Source organism: Brevibacterium sp. AGC70, assembly GCF_057334195.1.
This window is the reverse complement of record NZ_JBHFIH010000006.1, coordinates 45,659-63,012: the sequence shown is the minus strand read 5'-3', so window position 1 is coordinate 63,012 and position 17,354 is coordinate 45,659. Positions and strand designations below refer to the sequence as shown.

The 17,354-nt window shown below is 63.8% G+C and carries 16 protein-coding genes; 11 read left to right on the top strand and 5 right to left on the bottom strand.

Annotated features, from left to right (window positions below; translation table 11 throughout):
- Positions 1 to 59 precede the first annotated feature (59 nt).
- Positions 60 to 641, bottom strand: a complete 582-nt coding sequence (locus ACE03M_RS04310; RefSeq protein WP_186293194.1) for a GNAT family N-acetyltransferase — start codon at positions 639 to 641, stop codon at positions 60 to 62.
- A 129-nt stretch (positions 642 to 770) separates the two neighbouring features.
- Between ACE03M_RS04310 and ACE03M_RS04305 the strand changes: the two genes are divergently transcribed.
- From ACE03M_RS04305 to ACE03M_RS04275, 7 genes are all read left to right on the top strand, one after another.
- Positions 771 to 1,727 (top strand): ABC transporter ATP-binding protein, encoded by a 957-nt coding sequence (locus tag ACE03M_RS04305; RefSeq protein WP_143923996.1) that lies wholly within the window; start codon positions 771 to 773, stop codon positions 1,725 to 1,727.
- 1 nt (position 1,728) lies between these two features.
- The gene (locus ACE03M_RS04300; RefSeq protein WP_143923995.1) at positions 1,729 to 2,532 is read left to right on the top strand and encodes an ABC transporter permease; all 804 of its coding nucleotides are present in this window, start codon (positions 1,729 to 1,731) and stop codon (positions 2,530 to 2,532) included.
- Positions 2,533 to 2,571: 39 nt separating this feature from the next.
- A complete protein-coding gene (locus ACE03M_RS04295; protein ID WP_143923994.1) occupies positions 2,572 to 3,768 on the top strand; it encodes a sensor histidine kinase in 1,197 nt (398 codons plus the stop codon).
- Positions 3,765 to 4,370, top strand: coding sequence for a response regulator transcription factor (locus tag ACE03M_RS04290; RefSeq protein WP_143923993.1), 606 nt, complete (start codon positions 3,765 to 3,767; stop codon positions 4,368 to 4,370). Before ACE03M_RS04295 ends, ACE03M_RS04290 begins: the two co-directional genes overlap by 4 nt.
- A gap of 24 nt (positions 4,371 to 4,394) precedes the next feature.
- Complete coding sequence (locus tag ACE03M_RS04285; protein ID WP_143923992.1) at positions 4,395 to 5,030, top strand: TetR/AcrR family transcriptional regulator; 636 nt, start codon at positions 4,395 to 4,397, stop codon at positions 5,028 to 5,030.
- 117 nt (positions 5,031 to 5,147) lie between these two features.
- Positions 5,148 to 5,954 (top strand): ABC transporter ATP-binding protein, encoded by an 807-nt coding sequence (locus ACE03M_RS04280; RefSeq protein ID WP_143923991.1) that lies wholly within the window; start codon positions 5,148 to 5,150, stop codon positions 5,952 to 5,954.
- Positions 5,951 to 6,685: an ABC transporter permease gene (locus ACE03M_RS04275; protein WP_485932863.1), complete on the top strand. Its 735-nt coding sequence runs from the start codon at positions 5,951 to 5,953 to the stop codon at positions 6,683 to 6,685. Before ACE03M_RS04280 ends, ACE03M_RS04275 begins: the two co-directional genes overlap by 4 nt.
- Before the next feature lie 79 nt (positions 6,686 to 6,764).
- Here the strand turns inward: ACE03M_RS04275 and ACE03M_RS04270 are convergent, their stop codons facing one another.
- From ACE03M_RS04270 to ACE03M_RS04255, 4 genes are all read right to left on the bottom strand, one after another.
- Positions 6,765 to 7,949 (bottom strand): ABC transporter permease, encoded by a 1,185-nt coding sequence (locus ACE03M_RS04270; RefSeq protein WP_485932862.1) that lies wholly within the window; start codon positions 7,947 to 7,949, stop codon positions 6,765 to 6,767.
- Entirely contained in the window at positions 7,946 to 8,833 is an 888-nt protein-coding gene (locus ACE03M_RS04265) for an ABC transporter ATP-binding protein (protein ID WP_143923988.1), read from the bottom strand. The genes ACE03M_RS04270 and ACE03M_RS04265 overlap by 4 nt, the downstream gene beginning before the upstream one ends.
- A 123-nt stretch (positions 8,834 to 8,956) precedes the next feature.
- Entirely contained in the window at positions 8,957 to 9,607 is a 651-nt protein-coding gene (locus ACE03M_RS04260; protein WP_101557467.1) for a response regulator, read from the bottom strand.
- Positions 9,608 to 9,610: 3 nt separating this feature from the next.
- On the bottom strand, positions 9,611 to 11,002 hold the full coding sequence (locus ACE03M_RS04255) for a sensor histidine kinase (RefSeq protein ID WP_485932861.1): 1,392 nt from the start codon (positions 11,000 to 11,002) through the stop codon (positions 9,611 to 9,613).
- A 205-nt stretch (positions 11,003 to 11,207) separates the two neighbouring features.
- On the opposite strand from ACE03M_RS04255, the gene ACE03M_RS04250 reads away from it, so the two are divergent.
- From ACE03M_RS04250 to ACE03M_RS04235, 4 genes are all read left to right on the top strand, one after another.
- Positions 11,208 to 12,059, top strand: coding sequence for an SDR family oxidoreductase (locus ACE03M_RS04250; RefSeq protein ID WP_143923986.1), 852 nt, complete (start codon positions 11,208 to 11,210; stop codon positions 12,057 to 12,059).
- Positions 12,060 to 12,187: 128 nt separating this feature from the next.
- Positions 12,188 to 14,332, top strand: a complete 2,145-nt coding sequence (locus ACE03M_RS04245; RefSeq protein WP_485932860.1) for a hydantoinase/oxoprolinase family protein — start codon at positions 12,188 to 12,190, stop codon at positions 14,330 to 14,332.
- Positions 14,329 to 16,368 (top strand): hydantoinase B/oxoprolinase family protein, encoded by a 2,040-nt coding sequence (locus tag ACE03M_RS04240; protein ID WP_260848256.1) that lies wholly within the window; start codon positions 14,329 to 14,331, stop codon positions 16,366 to 16,368. Before ACE03M_RS04245 ends, ACE03M_RS04240 begins: the two co-directional genes overlap by 4 nt.
- Positions 16,365 to 17,348 carry a carbamate kinase gene (locus tag ACE03M_RS04235; RefSeq protein WP_143923984.1) on the top strand — a complete coding sequence of 328 codons (984 nt, stop codon included), beginning with the start codon at positions 16,365 to 16,367 and terminating at the stop codon, positions 17,346 to 17,348. The genes ACE03M_RS04240 and ACE03M_RS04235 overlap by 4 nt, the downstream gene beginning before the upstream one ends.
- Positions 17,349 to 17,354: the final 6 nt, after the last annotated feature.

Sequence of the window (17,354 nt, the reverse complement as noted above, 5' to 3'; positions counted from 1 at the left end):
TTTCCCAGACCTTTCGTCACACGGGTCACATGACGTGGGCCGGTATCGAGGGCGAACCCTCATACCTGCTGCCGGTCGCTGCGCAGCATGCCGAAGATGAGCGTGTCGCTCCATTCGCCCTTTGACCACCAGTCCTGCCGCAGGTGAGCCTCCTGTCGCATGCCGATGCGTGAGGCCAACCTCGCCGAGGCGGTGTTTCTGGCATCCATCTGAGCGATGATTCGATGGAGACCGTCGTGGGCAAAGGCGGCGTTGAGCATGGCGATGGCGGCTTCGGTGGCGAATCCGTGCCCGCCCGCCGCCGGGTTGAGAACCCAGCCGATCTCGGCCTTCTCCGATGACTCTCCGTCGAACCAGATCGCGATGTCGCCGATGACGACCGAGCCTTCGATGCTCTCCAGCCCGTCCGCGGTTTCGATGACCAGTGCGAGTGCGCGAGCCTCGGTGTCCAGGCCGGTTCTCGGAATGCGTTTGGATACCTCGGTCCGTGCGACCTCGGCAGTCCACGGCTCGCAGAGAAGGAATCGCGCGACGTCTTCGCGGGAGTAGATGGGCAGCAGAGCCTCGGCGTCGGAGTCCCGATACGCACGTAGGCGCAGACGGTCGGTTTTCAGCGGCAGAGACAGCTCCTGCAGGGTCATGTCAATAACGAAATCACGTGTCTCGGGTGTGCGCAAGATTCGTTGGGCGTCAGAGAGCCCTTGGCAAGGGTTGCGCATCGGTGACAAATGGCATCATCATGCCCGACTGGCTCCTTCTAGCCTGAAATCATGAGCACACAGACGACGAATCACAGCAGCAGAAGTGAGCAGGTGCCATCGCCTCCGGCGATGGAGCTTAGCCACCTCTCGAAGAGCTTCGGCAGCCTCACCGCGGTCGACGACATTGATCTGAGCATCCGTCCGGGTGAGGTCGTGGCTTTCCTCGGCCCCAACGGGGCAGGCAAGACGACGACGATCGACATGCTGCTCGGACTGTCCCGACCGGATGAGGGATCGGTCGAGGTCTTCGGGATGTCGCCTCGGCGGGCGGTCAGTCGTGGACTGGTCAGCTCTGTGATGCAGACCGGAGGGCTCCTCGACGACCTCACGGTGCGGGAGACAGTGGCGTACACCTCTGCGGTATTCGCCTCCTCACTCGACGTCGATGTCGTCCTCGAACGGGCCGGGATCACCACCATCGCCGACTCCGTGGTCAAGAAGTGCTCGGGTGGGCAGAAGCAGCGACTGCGGTTCGCCATGGCACTCCTGCCGGATCCGGCACTGATCGTCCTCGACGAACCGACCACGGGCATGGATGTCACCGGGCGCAGGGACTTCTGGCATGAGATGCGTGCCGACGCCATGCACGGACGTACCATTCTCTTCGCCACGCACTACCTCGAAGAGGCCGACGAGTTCGCCGATCGCGTGATCCTTGTTGCCAAGGGCCGAATCGTCGCGGACGGCCCCGCGCACGAGATCCGGGCCATGGCCTCAGCGAAGACGGTCAGCGCCACGCTGCCCCTCCACGACGCTGAGACCTCCCGAGACGCCGACCTCCGGACACTGCTAGGCGGCCTGGCCGGGGTCGAATCCGTCGAGGTGCACGGCAGACGCCTGACGATGAGGACCACCGATTCCGATTGGGCCGCGCGCACTCTGTTCGACAATGCCTGCACAGACCTGGAGATCTCCTCGCACTCGCTCGAAGACGCGTTCATCAGCCTGACCTCGAAAGGGGCATGACATGACCGGCCCGACGGTCGCCTCGGCGACGACATTCCTCAACTCCCTCGACCAGCGCCGCCCACCGAAGTTCGGCGGATTCTCCGCAACCCTGCTGCGACTCGAATTTGTGCGCAAACTGCGCAACAGGCGCACCGTCATCTTCACGATGGTCATGCCCGCGGTCTTCTATCTCATCTTCGGCCTGACCAACAGGGGCCAGATGTTGGGAGATACGGACGCGGCGCTCTATATCTCGGTCTCGCTGGCGACCTACGGGGCGATGGTGGCCACGACCACGGGCGGGGCGCAGGTGGCGGTCGAGCGGGCATTGGGGTGGAGCCGCCAGCTGGCGCTGACCCCGCTGCATCCGGCGGCCTCTATCCTCACCAAGGTGCTCGTCTCGATGTTCCTGGGCGCGTTGTCGGTCCTCGTGGTCTTCGTCCTGACTGCGCTCACCGGTGTTCGCGCACCCTTGGGGACCATGGTGGTCTGCGGTGTTCTCGTCGTCCTCGGCTCTTCGGTGTTCGCCGCCTTCGGAGTCATGCTCGGCTACCTGCTGCCAGCCGAGAACGCCATCCAGCTCTCCAGCATGGTCCTGGGAGTGCTCTCCCTCATCGGCGGTCTCTTCGTCCCACTCGACGTGTGGCCCCACACACTGCAGACAATCGCCCGTTTCACTCCGGCCTACGGTGCGGGAGAAATCGCCCGCGCGCCCCTCGGCGGGGGATACGATCAATGGGCAGTCGTCAACGTTCTCGTCTGGTTGGTGCTCTTCACCGTCGGTTCAGCGTGGGCCCTGCGCGAGGACACCGCCCGGGTGTGAGCGCGACGCTGCGAGGGAGTGCGAGGAGGAAGAAGCTGGATGAGCTCTGAAGTCGAACCGAGGCCGATCTCATTCTTGCGCTGGATCTTCCCTGTCTTCTGGCTCGTCTTCCTCAGCTACCCGCTCACCGCGGCATGGAACCTCAATGGCTCTTCCCGAGTATGGGGGCTGGCTCTGACGGTAGTCTTCGCCGTGGTGTTCTACTCGGCGATGGTCGTCAGCGGTATCGGCCTCGGCGCTTTCGCCAGGCATGCTCAGGCACCGCATTCATTGCGATCGCGTGCGGAGTCGATGACCGTCAATGCGGCGCTGGGCATCATGGTGCTCATCGCGGCTGTCGCCGTGCCGCTCATCGGGGAAGAGGCACTGTCGTTCCTTGCCTACGTTTCGGTCCTCGTCGTCATCTCCCTGCGCCGGGTGGTGCCCGGTGTGGTCGCGGCCTGCTCCACGGTCGTCATCGCCGAGATCGCTCAGCGGACGGTGCCGGGCTGGACTCACGAATACGGCACCACCTTCGGAATCTCGATAGCCGGGTTCGCCATGGTCATGGCACTTGTGGCCGGCGACCGGGCGCGGGCGGCACGAACCGCCGAGGAGGAGAACCGTCGTCTCGAACGCGAGGCCGAGAGGCTGCGACTGTCTCAGGATGTCCACGACGTGCTCGGCCATTCGCTGACCGTCATCGCCCTCAAAGCCCAGCTGGCAGCGAAACTCCAAGCCACCGGCGAGCCGGAGGCGGTCAAGCACATCACTGAGATCGAACAGCTCGCCCGTGGGGCGCTGGCGGATGTGCGCACGACCGTGCAGGGAACGCGGACGATTTCGCTGGCCGGGGAACTCGTCGCCGCCACCAGGGCACTTCGAGCCGCCGAGATCGAGGTCGAAGCGCCAACCTCGGTGGACGAGGTCGATTCCGAGCTGCGTGAGCTCTTTGCCTGGAGCGTACGTGAGGGAAGCACGAACATCCTCCGGCATTCACGTGCCCGACACTGCACCGTGACCCTTGAGCGCGACCGACTCACCATCGTCAACGATGCTTCGGGCCGACGTACCGACCTCGCCGAGGTGGGGGCAGGATCCGGCCTTCGTGGACTGGCGGAGCGAGCGAAGGCGGTCGGTGCCTCAGTGAGGACGGAGGAGACCGACGACGGTTTCGTTCTCGTCGTCCAAGGCCAGAGCTCAGATGCACGAGAGACCAGCCCAACCCAGGCGAACAGGGAGCAGAGCCCACGATGACGACGCTGCTGATTGCCGATGACCAGACCATGGTCCGGGAGGCGCTCGCCGCGCTGCTCGGAATGGAGCCGGAATTCGAGGTCATCGCCCAATGCGCACGTGGTGATGAGGTGCTGCCAGCAGTTCGCCACCGGGCTCCCGACGTGGCGCTGCTCGACGTCGATATGCCCGGCCTGGACGGACTCGAGGTCGCTGCAGCGCTCGCCGCCGAGTTTTCGCAGGTCAGAGTTGTCATCGTCACGACCTACGGGCGGCCGGGGTGGGTGAGGCGAGCCCTCGATGCCGGGGTGAGCGGGTTCATGGTCAAGGACGCTCCCGTCGAGCGACTCGCTGACGGAATCCGACGGGTCATGGCCGGTCTGCAGGTAGTGGACTCAGAGCTCATCGTCGAATCGACCGTCCACGGGCAGTCTCCTCTGACTGAGAGGGAGACCGAGATCCTCCGTGTGGCGGCCGGGGGAGGCAGCGTCGGGGAAATCGCCTCGACATTGTTCATCTCACCAGGCACCGTGCGCAATCGGCTCTCGGCCGCGATCGGGAAGACAGATGCGCGGAACCGGGCCGACGCCGTGCGCATCGCCCGTGATCATGGCTGGCTGTGAGTCCTCCCCGCTAAGCTGAGGAGCATGGTCGAGCCAGAATCCGCGCCCCGTCGCAGAGGGCGTCCACGGAAGGGGCAGAGCGGGGACACCCGGGCGATGATCGCCGAGGCGGCCGCCGCCGAATTCTCCGAAAAGGGATATGAGACGGCGAGCATGCGCGGCATCGCCCGCCGCGCCGAAGTCGATCCGGCGCTCGTCCACCACTATTTCGATACGAAAGCTGCCCTTTTCGCCGACGTCGTCAAGCTCCCGGTCCGGCCCGACAAGATCATCGCTGCTGCCCTCGATGCTCCCCTTCCCGAGCTCGGTGCTTCGATCGCCCGCACGGTGCTGCTCGCGTGGGAGGACCCGAAGGTCAAACCCGTGGGTGTGACGATTCTGCGCTCGGTCGTCAACGGATCGGCGGCCGGAAAACTCGTCCGTCAGTTCCTCCTGCGCGAACTCATGTCCGCGATTGCCCAGCGCCTCGAGGATGTGGGCATTGAGGCCGTGTCGGCGCAGCAGCGGGCCTCGATGGTGCTTTCTCAGATAGCCGGGGTGCTCATACTCAGGCATGTCGTCATGGCCGAACCCCTTGCCTCCAGCCCGATCGAGGAGGTCATTGCTCACGTCGTTCCTGCGGTGCAGGGTCATATCGAGGGACTCCGGGCAGGGCGCTGACAACGCAGATGGGTGACAGGGGCTCGTAGCGAGCACCCTGTCTCGGTCTCACTCGGGGCAATAAGTGCTCGGGTTCAGCCCTTGACGGGAGTGAGGTGGAGGCGTCTAATTCATCATATGATGAATAACGCGATCGAGACGCGCGGTCTGCGAATTTCTCGGGGTCCAACGATGGTCATCGACTGCCTCGACCTCACGGTGCCCGGTGGCGCGATCGTCGGTCTGCTCGGACCCAGCGGCAGCGGCAAGACGACTCTCATGCGGGCCGTCGTCGGGGTACAGGTCCTGGCCGGCGGATCGGTGAATGTCTTCGGTCAGAGCGCAGGGAGCGCATCGCTTCGGCATCGAGTCGGTTACATGACCCAGCAGGCCAGCATCTATGAGGATCTGTCCGTGCGGCAGAACCTCCACTACTTCGCTCGCGTTCAGGGCGCTCCCCGTTCGGATGTCGAAAGAGTCATCGATCGCACGGATCTGTCAGGGCAGGCCGACCGTTTGGCCAGGACCCTCTCCGGTGGGCAGGCCAGCCGAGTCTCACTGGCTGCGGCGATGCTCGGCTCGCCGGACCTGCTCGTACTCGATGAACCGACCGTCGGCCTCGACCCGGTCCTGCGCGGGGATCTGTGGGCCATCTTCCGCAGACTCGCCGAGGATGGGACGACCCTCCTCGTGTCGAGTCACGTGATGGACGAGGCGACTCGCTGCGATCGGCTCCTGCTCATGCGTGAGGGCGATCTCATCGCGGATACGACCCCCGAACAGCTTCTGTCGACCACTGGTGCCGACACGGCCGAAGACGCGTTTCTGCGGATCATCGAGAGTCACGACGCTGGACCGGGTGCCTCGCGGTCGAGACGTCGGTCTCCCACACATCTGCTCACCGTCGGGAAGAGTCGTGCCCAGCGGAAGAAGGGCCCACAATGATTCCGATGCGAACCCTGGCCACAGCCGGACGCGTGCTGCTTCAGATCCGCAACGATCCGCGCACCATTGCCCTGCTCCTCATCGTACCCAGCCTCCTCATCGGGCTCGTGGCCTGGATCTTCGATGAGACCGAGGTATTCGCGACAATCGGCCCGGCGATGCTCGCACTCTTTCCCTTCATCGTGATGTTTCTCGTCACGAGCATCTCCACTCTGCGCGAACGCCGCAGCGGCACGCTCGAGCGACTGCTGTCGATGCCCTTGGGCCGCGGAGACTTCATCCTCGGCTACACACTCGCCTTCGGGATCCTCGCTGTGGTCCAGACTGCGGTCGCCGTCGCCTATGCCACGCTGGTATGCGGTCTCGAGATCGAGGGATCCGTATGGATGCTCTTCGTTGTCGCGATCGCTGATGCGCTGCTGGGTACGTCTCTGGGACTGCTCGCAAGTGCCTTCGCCCGCACCGAATTCCAGGTTGTGCAGTTCATGCCGGCGCTCGTTTTCCCCCAGATCCTCCTCGGCGGCATCTTCCTGCCCCGTGACCAGCTGCCCGAGGTGCTCGAGACCATCGGCGATTGGCTGCCGCTCTCACACGCGATCGACGCGCTCACGGCAGTCGCGAGCGGCGATGAGGATTCCAGCTACATCTGGCTGCGCATCCTCTTCATCGGATGCTGGATCCTCGGCGCGATCATCATCGGTTCGCTGACGCTGCGACGGCGCACGCAATGATACGGCTGACGCCATATGACGGTCGCTGCGAGATATTCCCTCCTGTCTGCTGTGCCGGCTGGCACAGATCCTGCCGAAACTACTTCTTCGACCTGCTCAGTGCCTGCTTCCACGACACCTTCGGGCCAGACTGCAGAATGGAACGTTCGAAGATCCGGGTCGCCAGCAGCAGAGCCAGGATCGTGGTGACCGCGAGGAGGAGCAGGGAGACCAGCGGCTCCCACCATTCGATCGTGCCGAGGAAGACGCGCATCGGGACCGCGACCGCTGCGGAGAAGGGGATGTATGACATCACCGCCATCACCGTCTCGTTGGATGAGAAGAGGATGACGGCCATATAGGGCAGGAAGATGAGCATCATGATCGGGCTGGACGTCGAGCCCAGGTCCTCCGTCCGGGAGACCATCGAAGCGGCCGCGGCGTAGAGGGAGGCGATCATGACGAAGCCGACGATGAAGAGCGGGATGAACCAGCCGATCGGTTCCGTGACCTTGCCGAGCACCAGGTCGTTTCCGCTGATGGCGGCACCGAGGAGGACGGAGAGCGCAGTCAGGCCTATCTGTGCGAAGGCGAGGATCGAGCACGCGAGAACCTTGCCGAACATCAGCACCCTCGCCGAGGTGGAGGCGAGCAGAATCTCCACGATCCGTGACTGCTTCTCCTCCACCACCGAGGAGGCGATGGTTGTCCCGAAGGTCACCGCCGACATGAAGAACACGAGCCCGAGGCCCAACCCGATCAGGTACGTGAGCCCCGGATCCGGAGCGTGCGGGTCGAGGAGTTCAACGGTGGGCACCTGACTGAGAGCGCCGGTCAGCGACTCGGGTGCGGAGCGTTCGGCGATGACGGTGACACCGACAGGGGACGCAGGGTCTTCGACAACGGCGGCCGCGACCTCTTCGGATGTCACCATGGTCTTCGCCTCATCCGTGCTGTCGACGGAGACGAGTTCGATCCCGTCGATTCCTTCGACAGCCTGCGCTCCCGCCGAGGTGACCGCCACCTTGTCCGTGGAGGAGAACAGTGAGGGCAGTGACCCGGAGACTGCCACGAGCGTTCCGAAGAGGACGATGCTCAGCAGCGTCGAGACCATGAAGGCCTTGGACTTCAGGCGGACCATGACCTCTCGTTCGATGACGAGACCGATGGCGGTGGTGAAGCTGGCACGCTGTGTCTGTGCTGTCGTCGCCAATCCGGACTTCTTGGGGGTGTTCGTGGCGGGAGAGCTCGTGTCGACGGAGTTCGAATCCTGTTGGGTGCTCATGCCTGCGTGACCTCCTGGAAGAGTCGGTTGAGAGCGACGGCGTGCGGGCCGAATGACTTCACTGAGGACACGGTGATGGCCTGGTGCAGGACCGCCTCGGCGATATCGGCGTTCGGTGCGGCGAAGCGCACCCAGTTGCCGTCGAATTCGACGACTCGGATGTCGGGGATCTCGCGCACCCAGCCCATGTCCGAATCGGTCTGCAGAATCCACTCAGGTGTGCTGCGCTGACGCCGCAGCTCATCGGCGGTGCCGCCCGCAACAAGCCGGCCGCCGTCGATGATGACGAGGTCGTCGACGAGGCGTTCGACCAGGTCGAGCTGGTGGCTGGAGAAGAGGACGGGCGCACCGGTGTCGGCGAAATCCTTGAGGACCTCGAGGGTGCGTTCGACGGCGACCGGGTCGAGTCCGGAGAAAGGCTCGTCGAGCACGAGGGCGCGCGGGCGGTGGATGAGCGCGGCAGCGATCTGGACCTTCTGCTGGTTGCCCAGGCTGACGGCCTCGAGGTTGTCGCTGGGTCTGCCGCCCAGGTCAAGCTGCTCGAGGAGTTCCAGTCCGCGACGACGGGCCGAATGGCGGCTGAGACCGTGGAAGCGCGCGAGGTAGATGAGCTGATCGATGATCGGCATCTTCGGGTAGAGGCCCCGCTCCTCGGGCATGTACCCGATCGCACTGCGATGTGCGGCGGTGATGGTTTCGCCGTCGACGGTGATGCGACCGGAGTCGGCAGCGAGTACGCCGAGGATGATGCGCATGGTCGTCGTCTTGCCGGATCCGTTGGAGCCCACGAATCCTGTCATCCTGCCCGAGCCGATGCTGAAGGACAGGTCGTGGAGAACCTGCTTGTCGCCGAAGCTGCGTGAAATCGAGTCCAAGGTGATCATGACTCAAACCTATGCGGTGCCGCGCCGATGCGAATCCGTCGTTCGGGCTATTTCGGCATCGGCAGTGTGGGGGAGGTCGAATTCTGACCCTGGGAAGAAGTCTGACACTGGGAATGAGACCTCTCAGCTCCCGACGAGTCCGTTCTCGTAGGCGAAGATGACGACGTGGATGCGGTCGCGGATGTCGAGCTTGGTCAGCAGGTTGGAGACATGTGTCTTGACGGTGGCCTCGCCGACGAAGAGCGTTCCTGCGATTTCGGAATTGCTCAGCCCCTTGGCCACGAGGTGGAGGACCTCGAGTTCCCGGTCGGTGAGGAGTTCCAGTTCGGGAGCTGCCGAGGTGGTGGTGACGGTGCTGCGGACGGAGCGTTCGATGACGCGTCGGGTCACCTCGGGAGACAGGAGCCCATCGCCGCCCGCCAGCGCGGTGACCGCGTCGATGAGCTGCTCCGCCTCGGCGGTCTTGAGCAGGAATCCGCTGGCACCAGCGGCCAGCGCCTGGAACAGGAAATCGTCGCGGTCGAAGGTGGTGAGCATGAGGACAGCGCCGGCCGCTCCTCGGCGCACGATCTCCGCGGTGGATTCGAGCCCGTCCATGACAGGCATCTGGACGTCCATGCAGATCACATCCGGCGCGAGCTCGAGCGCACGGTCGATCGCGACCTGACCGTTTTCAGCCTCCCCGACGACAACGATGCCGTCCTCGCTCTCGAGGATCGTGCGGAAGCCGGTGCGGACCATCGACTGGTCGTCGACGAGGAGGACTCGGATCACGGTTCAGGCCTTTGCTGTGGAGTCGGTGATGGAGGAGGCAGTTTGGAGATCGCTGGTATCGGTGACGGTCTCGGGGGTAGTAGGCGTGGCCGCGGGGTCAGACTCAGATTCGGGGTCAGACTCAGATTCGGCGACGTTCCGAGGGTAGGGAATCTGTGCCCGTACAAGCCAGCCGCCACGGGACTTCGGACCGGCTTCGAGGGAGCCGCCCATGGCGCTCATCCGTTCGCGCATGCCGATGATGCCGAGGCCCAGGCCCGGTTGCTTCGCCGGAGGTTCGGAGTCGGGGTGCGATTCCTCGTGGAGCCCGCCGGGAGACCGGGTGTCGCTGATCTCGACTTCGAGATTGCTGGTGCCGTACCGCAGGCGGACATCCACCTCCGCGTGCGATCCCGCATAACGACGACAGTTGGTCAGGGACTCCTGGATCACCCGGTAGATCGACATCTCCGTGATCGGCGTCAGCGGTCTCGGCTCACCGATCGTGACAACGTCGACCTGCTGTCCCGATCGACGTGAGGCGTCGACGAGTTCGGGAATGTCGCCGAGGCCGGGGTTGCCCTTCGTGTTGTGCTCACCGGTGCTCGCGTCGTCCGTGTCCCGGAGGGTGTAGACGAGCGCACGCAGTTCATCGACGGTTTCTCGGGTGGAGGATTCGATGGTCTTGAGGGATTCTCGGGCCTTGTCGGGATTCTTCTCGAGGCTGCGACGGGCGGCTGCGGCGTGGATGCCGACGCCGGTGATGTGGTGGGCGATGCCATCGTGGAGTTCACGAGCGATGCGCACCCGCTCAAGATCGAGAGCCTGACGAGTCAGCTGCTGTTCCTGGGCGCGGACCTCGGCGTTGGCGGAGCGCAGATCGTCGAGGATCAGGCGCTGCTTCCAGGCTCGGTCGCCGAAGAGCCAGGCGCCGCCGAAATAGGCGACATTCGTCAGCAGGCTGACGCCGAAGCTCGCGGTGATCTGCAGGACTGTCATGTCCGAGAGACCGTTGGACTGGAAGAACACGGAGGCCACAAGGTAGATGAAGATGGCCGTGCACAACAGTGCCCTGGAGACGAGAGCCGACCGGCGATTGCTCTGCCACGCACCGATCGAGTACACGCCCATGAAGAGGATGATCTGGGTGACCCCTGGTTCCATGGCGCCGCCGATCTGTGCGCCGACGAAGATCGCGGTCTGGGTCCAGGCGACTTGGCTGGGGTAGCGCCGCCTCCAGATGAGGGGCACTGTCACCGCCACTGAAGCCAGGCACAGAACCCATAGCGGCGCCTTGAACGGCCAGTAGCCTGTCGTGACATACAGGATGGCGAAGACTACAGAACCTGCGGCCAGGGCGATGACCAGATATACGTCGCCGCGCGTAGGTCTCAGCGATGTCGGACTCTCTGCCATCCCTCCAGCTTAGACAGCAGAGGCGTGTTGGGGTATCCGCCGCTGTGTGGATCTGGGGCGTGGCGTATCCGGCGCGGGGTGGAGGCGTGGCTGGAGGGTTTGGCAGTATTCGCCGTATCTGCGCATGTCTCTCGTGTGTAAGTTCGGGGCCAGGCGTCACCGCGCCGCCCGAACTGCAGATTATCGATCAGAAAGAAGTGCGTTTATGACGGAGACTACAAGGACAACCATCGATCCGGCGACAGGAGAATCTGTCGCTGTTGTGGGCGCACGAGGAAAGACAGGCCGGGCAATTTCGTCGGCGCTCAAGGACCGAGCGGTTCCCATCATTCCGATTGGGCGAGGCGAAATGATGAACCCCGTCGAGGCGCTGAAGGGTTGTCGTGCCGCCTATCTCATGGCGCCGAACCTTCATCCGGATGAGCGTGATTTCATCTCCATACTGCTCGGGGCCTGCCGCGAGGCAGGAGTGGATCGAGTCGTCTACCATTCGGTGGCGGCACCCTATGCTCCAGACATGCCTCACCACGTGGCCAAGGCTGCATCTGAGGACCTGGTGCGGCGGAGCGGACTTCAGTGGTCGATTCTCCAGCCGTGCGCATATATCGACAATCTCCTGCCGGGCCTGCGAGGACAGAATCCGCACGTTGCTGTGCCCTACAGCGTCGACACCCGATTCGGACTGATCAGTCTCGCCGACCTCGGCGAGATCGCGGCCGCCGTGTTGCTTGATGACTTCCATATCGGGGCGACCTATGAACTCGGCGGCCCGCAGCAGCTGACTGTTCGCGACTATGCCGCCGCCGCAGAGCAAGTGCTGGGTCGAGCGATTGAAATCGAAGCATCAACTCCGCAGCAGTGGGTCGCCGCCCACAGAAGCGCTGGCGCCGACTCGACGTCTGGGACGAGTCTCGACCTGCGCGAGATCGAATGGTTGGCAGCGATGTTCTCCTACTACGACTACCACGGACTGCCGTGCGGAGCGCTTCCGGCGCAGGCCATCTTGGGCCGCCCCGCGCGATCTGTTCAGGAGGTGCTGCGCTCGGAGCTGTCGTAATTGGAGACATTTACCAACGGCTCATTGGTTGTTTGGCATCTTTTGCCGGTGGAGTGATGTGAGTCACCGGCAAAAATGGATTCAAACGCTCAGCAGACCTGGGGTCATCAGACCTGGGAAGGACATTGATGTCGACTCAAAGCCCACGAATCCGTATCGGTATCGACACCGGCGGAACGTTCACAGATGTGGTGGCCTTCAACGAAGCCACCGGTGAGCTCACCACGACGAAGACTCCCTCGACACCGTCGAATCCCGCTGATGGCTTCATCAACGGCATTGACAAGGTCCTCGAAATGTTGGGCACCGATCAGGACGCCGCGACGATCACAGCCTCCGATATCAGCGCGGTCAGCCATGGAACCACCGTCGCTACCAACCAGCTGCTCGAGGGCAAGCTCGATCGTCTCGGCTTCATCACGACCGAGGGCTACGAATTCGTGCTCGAAATCGCCCGACAGGCAGTACCCGACGGGTACGGAAACTCCTATTTCTGGGTCAAGCCCGATCGCATCGTACCCGCCGACCTCGTCAAGACCGTGACCGGCCGCATGGACTTCGAAGGCCACGAAGTGCGTCCCTTCGACGAAGTCGAGGCACGCAAGGTCGCCCGCTGGTTCCGGGACCAGGGAATCGGCACATTGGGAGTCAACTTCCTCCACGCCTATGCGAACCCCGCCCATGAGCAGAGGATGCGCGAGATCCTCCTCGAAGAGCACCCCGACGTCATTGTGTCGCTGAGTTCGGAAGTGCTGCGCGAATACCGCGAATACGAACGATCGATGACGACCTTGGTTGACGCCGCAGTCAAACCCAAAGTCTCCACGTACGTCAAGAACATCCATGAACGCCTCGACGCCTATACCGGCACCGACAAGGACGCCAAGCTGCCGTTCTACATCATGAAGTCCAACGGCGGCGTGCTCTCCGCCGATGAAGTCGTCAACCAGCCCATCACCACCGTGCTCTCCGGCCCTGCCGCGGGTGCACTGGGTGCCGGACTCATCGCGCGGGAAGCCGGTTTCGACAAGGTCCTGACCTGCGACGGCGGTGGCACCTCGACGGACGTCACGGTTGTCGTCGACGGAGAGCCTGCTCTGACGACCGAAGGCTCGGTCGGTGTCTACCCCTCCAAGATCCCCATGATCGACGTCGTCACCGTCGGTGCGGGCGGCGGCTCGATCGCCTGGACCACGGCCGAAGGACAGCTCAAGGTCGGTCCTCAGTCGGCAGGAGCCGACCCGGGGCCCATCTGCTACGGCAACGGCGGCGTGGAACCGACCATCACCGATGCCCACGTCTTCCTCGGGCGGATCCCGCCCCACCTCCTCGGCGGCGAGATCCCCCTCGACGCGGACGCCGCTGGTCGCGGCATCAGCGAAATCGCCGCAAAGCTCGGCCTGAGCACGGAGAAGGCCGCGACTGGAATCCTCGAGATCTCCGCCTGGAACCAAGCCAACGCCCTGCGCCAGATCTCGGTCCAGAGTGGCCTCGACGTCCGTGACTTCATGCTCACCACCTTCGGCGGCTCCGGCTCGCTTCTGGCATGCACGCTCGTCGACATCCTCGATCTTGCCGGCGTCGTCGTTCCGCCTAACCCGGGAAACGTCTCCGCCTTCGGTCTCCTCACCGTCGACGTCAAGAACGACTATGTTCAGACGAACGTCGCACGCGATGACGGACTGGACATCGCTGAGGTCGCCGGCCTCTTCGACCGTCTCCAGACTCGGGCAACCGAGGCCCTGATCAACGAGGGATTCACACCAGAACGCCATCAGTTCGACCGCTCCGTCGACCTCCGTTACTTCGGTCAGGCCTTCGAGGTCCGCGTGCCCGCTCCTTCGGGTACGATCACCCGAGAATGGGCCGACGAGGTGACGCGGGCATTCCACGCCGAGCACAGGCAGCTCTACGGCTATGACTTCGCCGATGCGTCGGACCAGCACGTGGAATGGGTCAATGTCCGGGTCTCAGGCATCGGTCCGATCACCCGTCCGGAGCTTCGCCACATCGCGTCAGCCGAGGGCGCACCGGATAAGTCCGAACGTGCACAGACCGCTGTGCGACCAGTGTGCTTCGACGCCGAGGACGGATACGTCGACACCGCCGTGTACTGGCGTGAAAGTCTCCTGGCCGGAGACACCCTGGAAGGTCCGGCCATCGTCGAAGAGTTCGGCTCGACCTTCCCGCTGCACCCGGGATTCACCGCTCGCATCGATGCCGGCGGCAACATCATCACCACTCGCCGCAAACGCCAGGAGGCAGGCAAATGACGATCACTGACCAGACCGCAGCACCCGACTCCGGGTCGATGCTCAGCCTCACTCCGTTGACAGGGCAGGCGCTGACCGACTACATCAACGCTGACCCGATCAACCCCGCAGGTCTGCCAACGGCTTACGAACATGGCAACCGCCTGACATCGAGGCAGAAGGCTTCGACGGTTGACCCGATCATCGTCGAGATCGTCGAAGGCACCTTGGCCAGTGTCGAAATGGAGGTCGAGACCGCGATTGCCCGAACCTCACGGTCACCGATGATCCGCGACGCCCACGATTTCCGAGCAGGAATCCATGACCGGCAGCTGCGCAAGCTCACAGGTCGCTCATATTCGGCACTCGTCCATCCCATCGTCCGCGACTTCCCGATCGAGGAGATGCAGGAAGGCGATGTCTTCTTCCACAACGACGTCTACGCCTCCGAGGGCGGAATCGGCCACCTTCCAGATATGTGCGTGACCGTGCCGGTCTTCGCCAACGGTGAGGTCGTCTGCTTCGTCCAGGCATTCGGCCACCACGATGACATCGGCGGAGCCTGCCCCGGATCGATGCCCTCGGGTGCTACCAGCGTCTTCGAAGAGGGCCTGATGATCCCCCCGATCAAACTCTGGGACGCGGGGAAGCCGAACAGGTCGGCACTGGCCATCATGACGCGCAACTCACGCATGCCCGACTCGCTCTCGGCAGATCTCGATGCGGAATGCTCTGCCTGCCTTATGGGCGCCAGGCGCCTGACCGAACTGTTCACCCGCTACGGAGTCGACACCGTCGAGGCTGCCTTCGACACCATCCTCGATAACTCCACGGAGATCTACCGCCGCGAGATCCTGTCGAAGATCCCCGATGGCCAGTACGTATGGGAGGACTACGCCGAACACGACGGAGTCTCCGACCCGATGCTGCACACACAGAGGATCACCCTGACCAAGACCTCAACTGGCGGCCCCGACGACGGTCCTCGTCTCATCATCGACTTCACCGGCACCGCGGCTCAAGCTGCAGGGCCGATCAACCACTGTGGTGACTATGTGGGCGGAAACTTCCTCAAGAAGTGGTTGGCACCGATCCTGCGCAACCTCGCCGACAGCCCCGAACGCATGGGCGAACTCGACGTCAACGAGGGAATCGTCCCCCTCATCGAGATGCGTTTCCCAGAGAAGGGGACCCTGCTTACGCCCGAGTTCCCAGGCCCCACGAACGCACGCACCTTCGTCATCCTGCGCCTCCTCGGCGTACTGGCAGGCGTGGTGGCGAAGGCAGTAGACGGGCAGATGCCTGCCGACCAGGAGACCATCCGCTACACGGGCGTCTACGGCAAGGACCGCGACGGCAACGATTACCTCATGCGTGAGGTCCTCGGCGGCGGCTCCGGTGGACGCTACTACTCCGACGGTGAAGATACGATCCACGTGGTCCCCGATTCCCGGAACCTGCCGACAGAGTTCACAGAATCCAGGTTCCCGTTTCGCGTTGAACGCCTCGGCCTGTCCGTCGACTCCGGCGGGGCTGGTCGTTACCGTGGCGGACTCGGCTACGAGAAGCACATCAGGATGTTGCGCGATGGTCATTTCATGTCGATCGCCGACCGGTCGATCCTTGCCTGCTGGGGAGTCAAAGGCGGTAAGGCCGGTCAGCCCTTCCAGGTCACCATCGACCCGGGTGGAGCGAACGAACGCGAAATCGATGCGCTGGCCGATGACGAGCCGATCAGCGCCGGCGAGGTCGTGCGGATCCGCACAACCGGTGGCGGCGGTTGGGGAGACCCGCTCCAGCGTCCCTTCGCTGAAGTCGTCCGCGACGTCCAGTGGGGCAAGGTGAGCATCGCAGCGGCCGAAGAGTCCTATGGTGTCATCGTCACCGAGGGCCCGGACGGAATCGAGAACGCCACCGTCGACGAGGCGGCTTCAGAGTCGCTGCGTGCACGCCTGCTCACCGAACGTGGAGTCAACGAACCCTTCTTCGACAGGGGGCCAGGCTACGCCGAGTTGGCTGGTGACGGTGCCAGGGCACCCGAGGTGGACTGGCTGTGAGAGTCCTCGTCGCCCTTGGCGGCAACGCGATGACTTCCTCCGATGGTGATGCGTCACCGGAGAGCCAGCGCCGTGCCATCGCTCAGGCGGCCGTCCATCTCGCCGATATCATCGAAGACGGACACGAACTCGTCGTCGCCCATGGGAACGGGCCACAGGTCGGCAACATCATGCGCAAGAACGAGCTCGCCGTCGCGGAGCTGCCCCCGGTCAGCCTCGACTGGTGCGGGGCCCAGACTCAGGGCACCATCGGCTTCACCATCGTGAGCAGGATCGAGAAGGAGCTGAATTCTCGAGGGATTGCCAAGAGCGTCGTTGCACTGGTGACCCGAACCGTCGTCGACCCTGACGATACGGCCTTCACTGATCCGGTCAAACCGATCGGCTCCTACCAGCCTCGGGACTATGCGGCTGCGATGGAAGAGCTGGGGCAGACATGGAAGGACTTCGGCAGCAGAGGGTGGCGTCGGGTTGTGGCATCGCCTCGCCCGGTGCGGATCCTCGAGACCCCGACGATCGAGTTCCTGGCGAATTCCGGGGCGGTCGTGGTCGCGGCAGGCGGTGGCGGAATCCCAGTCATCCCCGATGAGAAAGGATTCAACGGAGTCTCCGCAGTCATCGACAAGGACCTCAGTGCGGCGCAGCTGGCACGCTCGGTGAAGGCCGATCGGCTCATCATCGCCACCGATGTGCCCTGTGCCGTCGCGGGATTCGGCACTCCCGAGGCTCGCGACATCACGAAAGTCACGAACGCCCAGTTGCGCGAGCTCAAGGACACAGGCACCTTCGCCTCGGGTTCGATGGGTCCCAAGGTCGATGCTGTTCTCAACTTCGTCGACGAGGGTGGACCGATGGGTGTCATCGCTGCTCTCGACAATCTCCCCGAGGCTGTGGCAGGCAGCTCCGGAACCGTGGTCACACCTGTTGACGACGGTGTGACCGTGGCTGCCCGAGGTTCGACCTTGGCAGAACGCGCCTAGAATCGA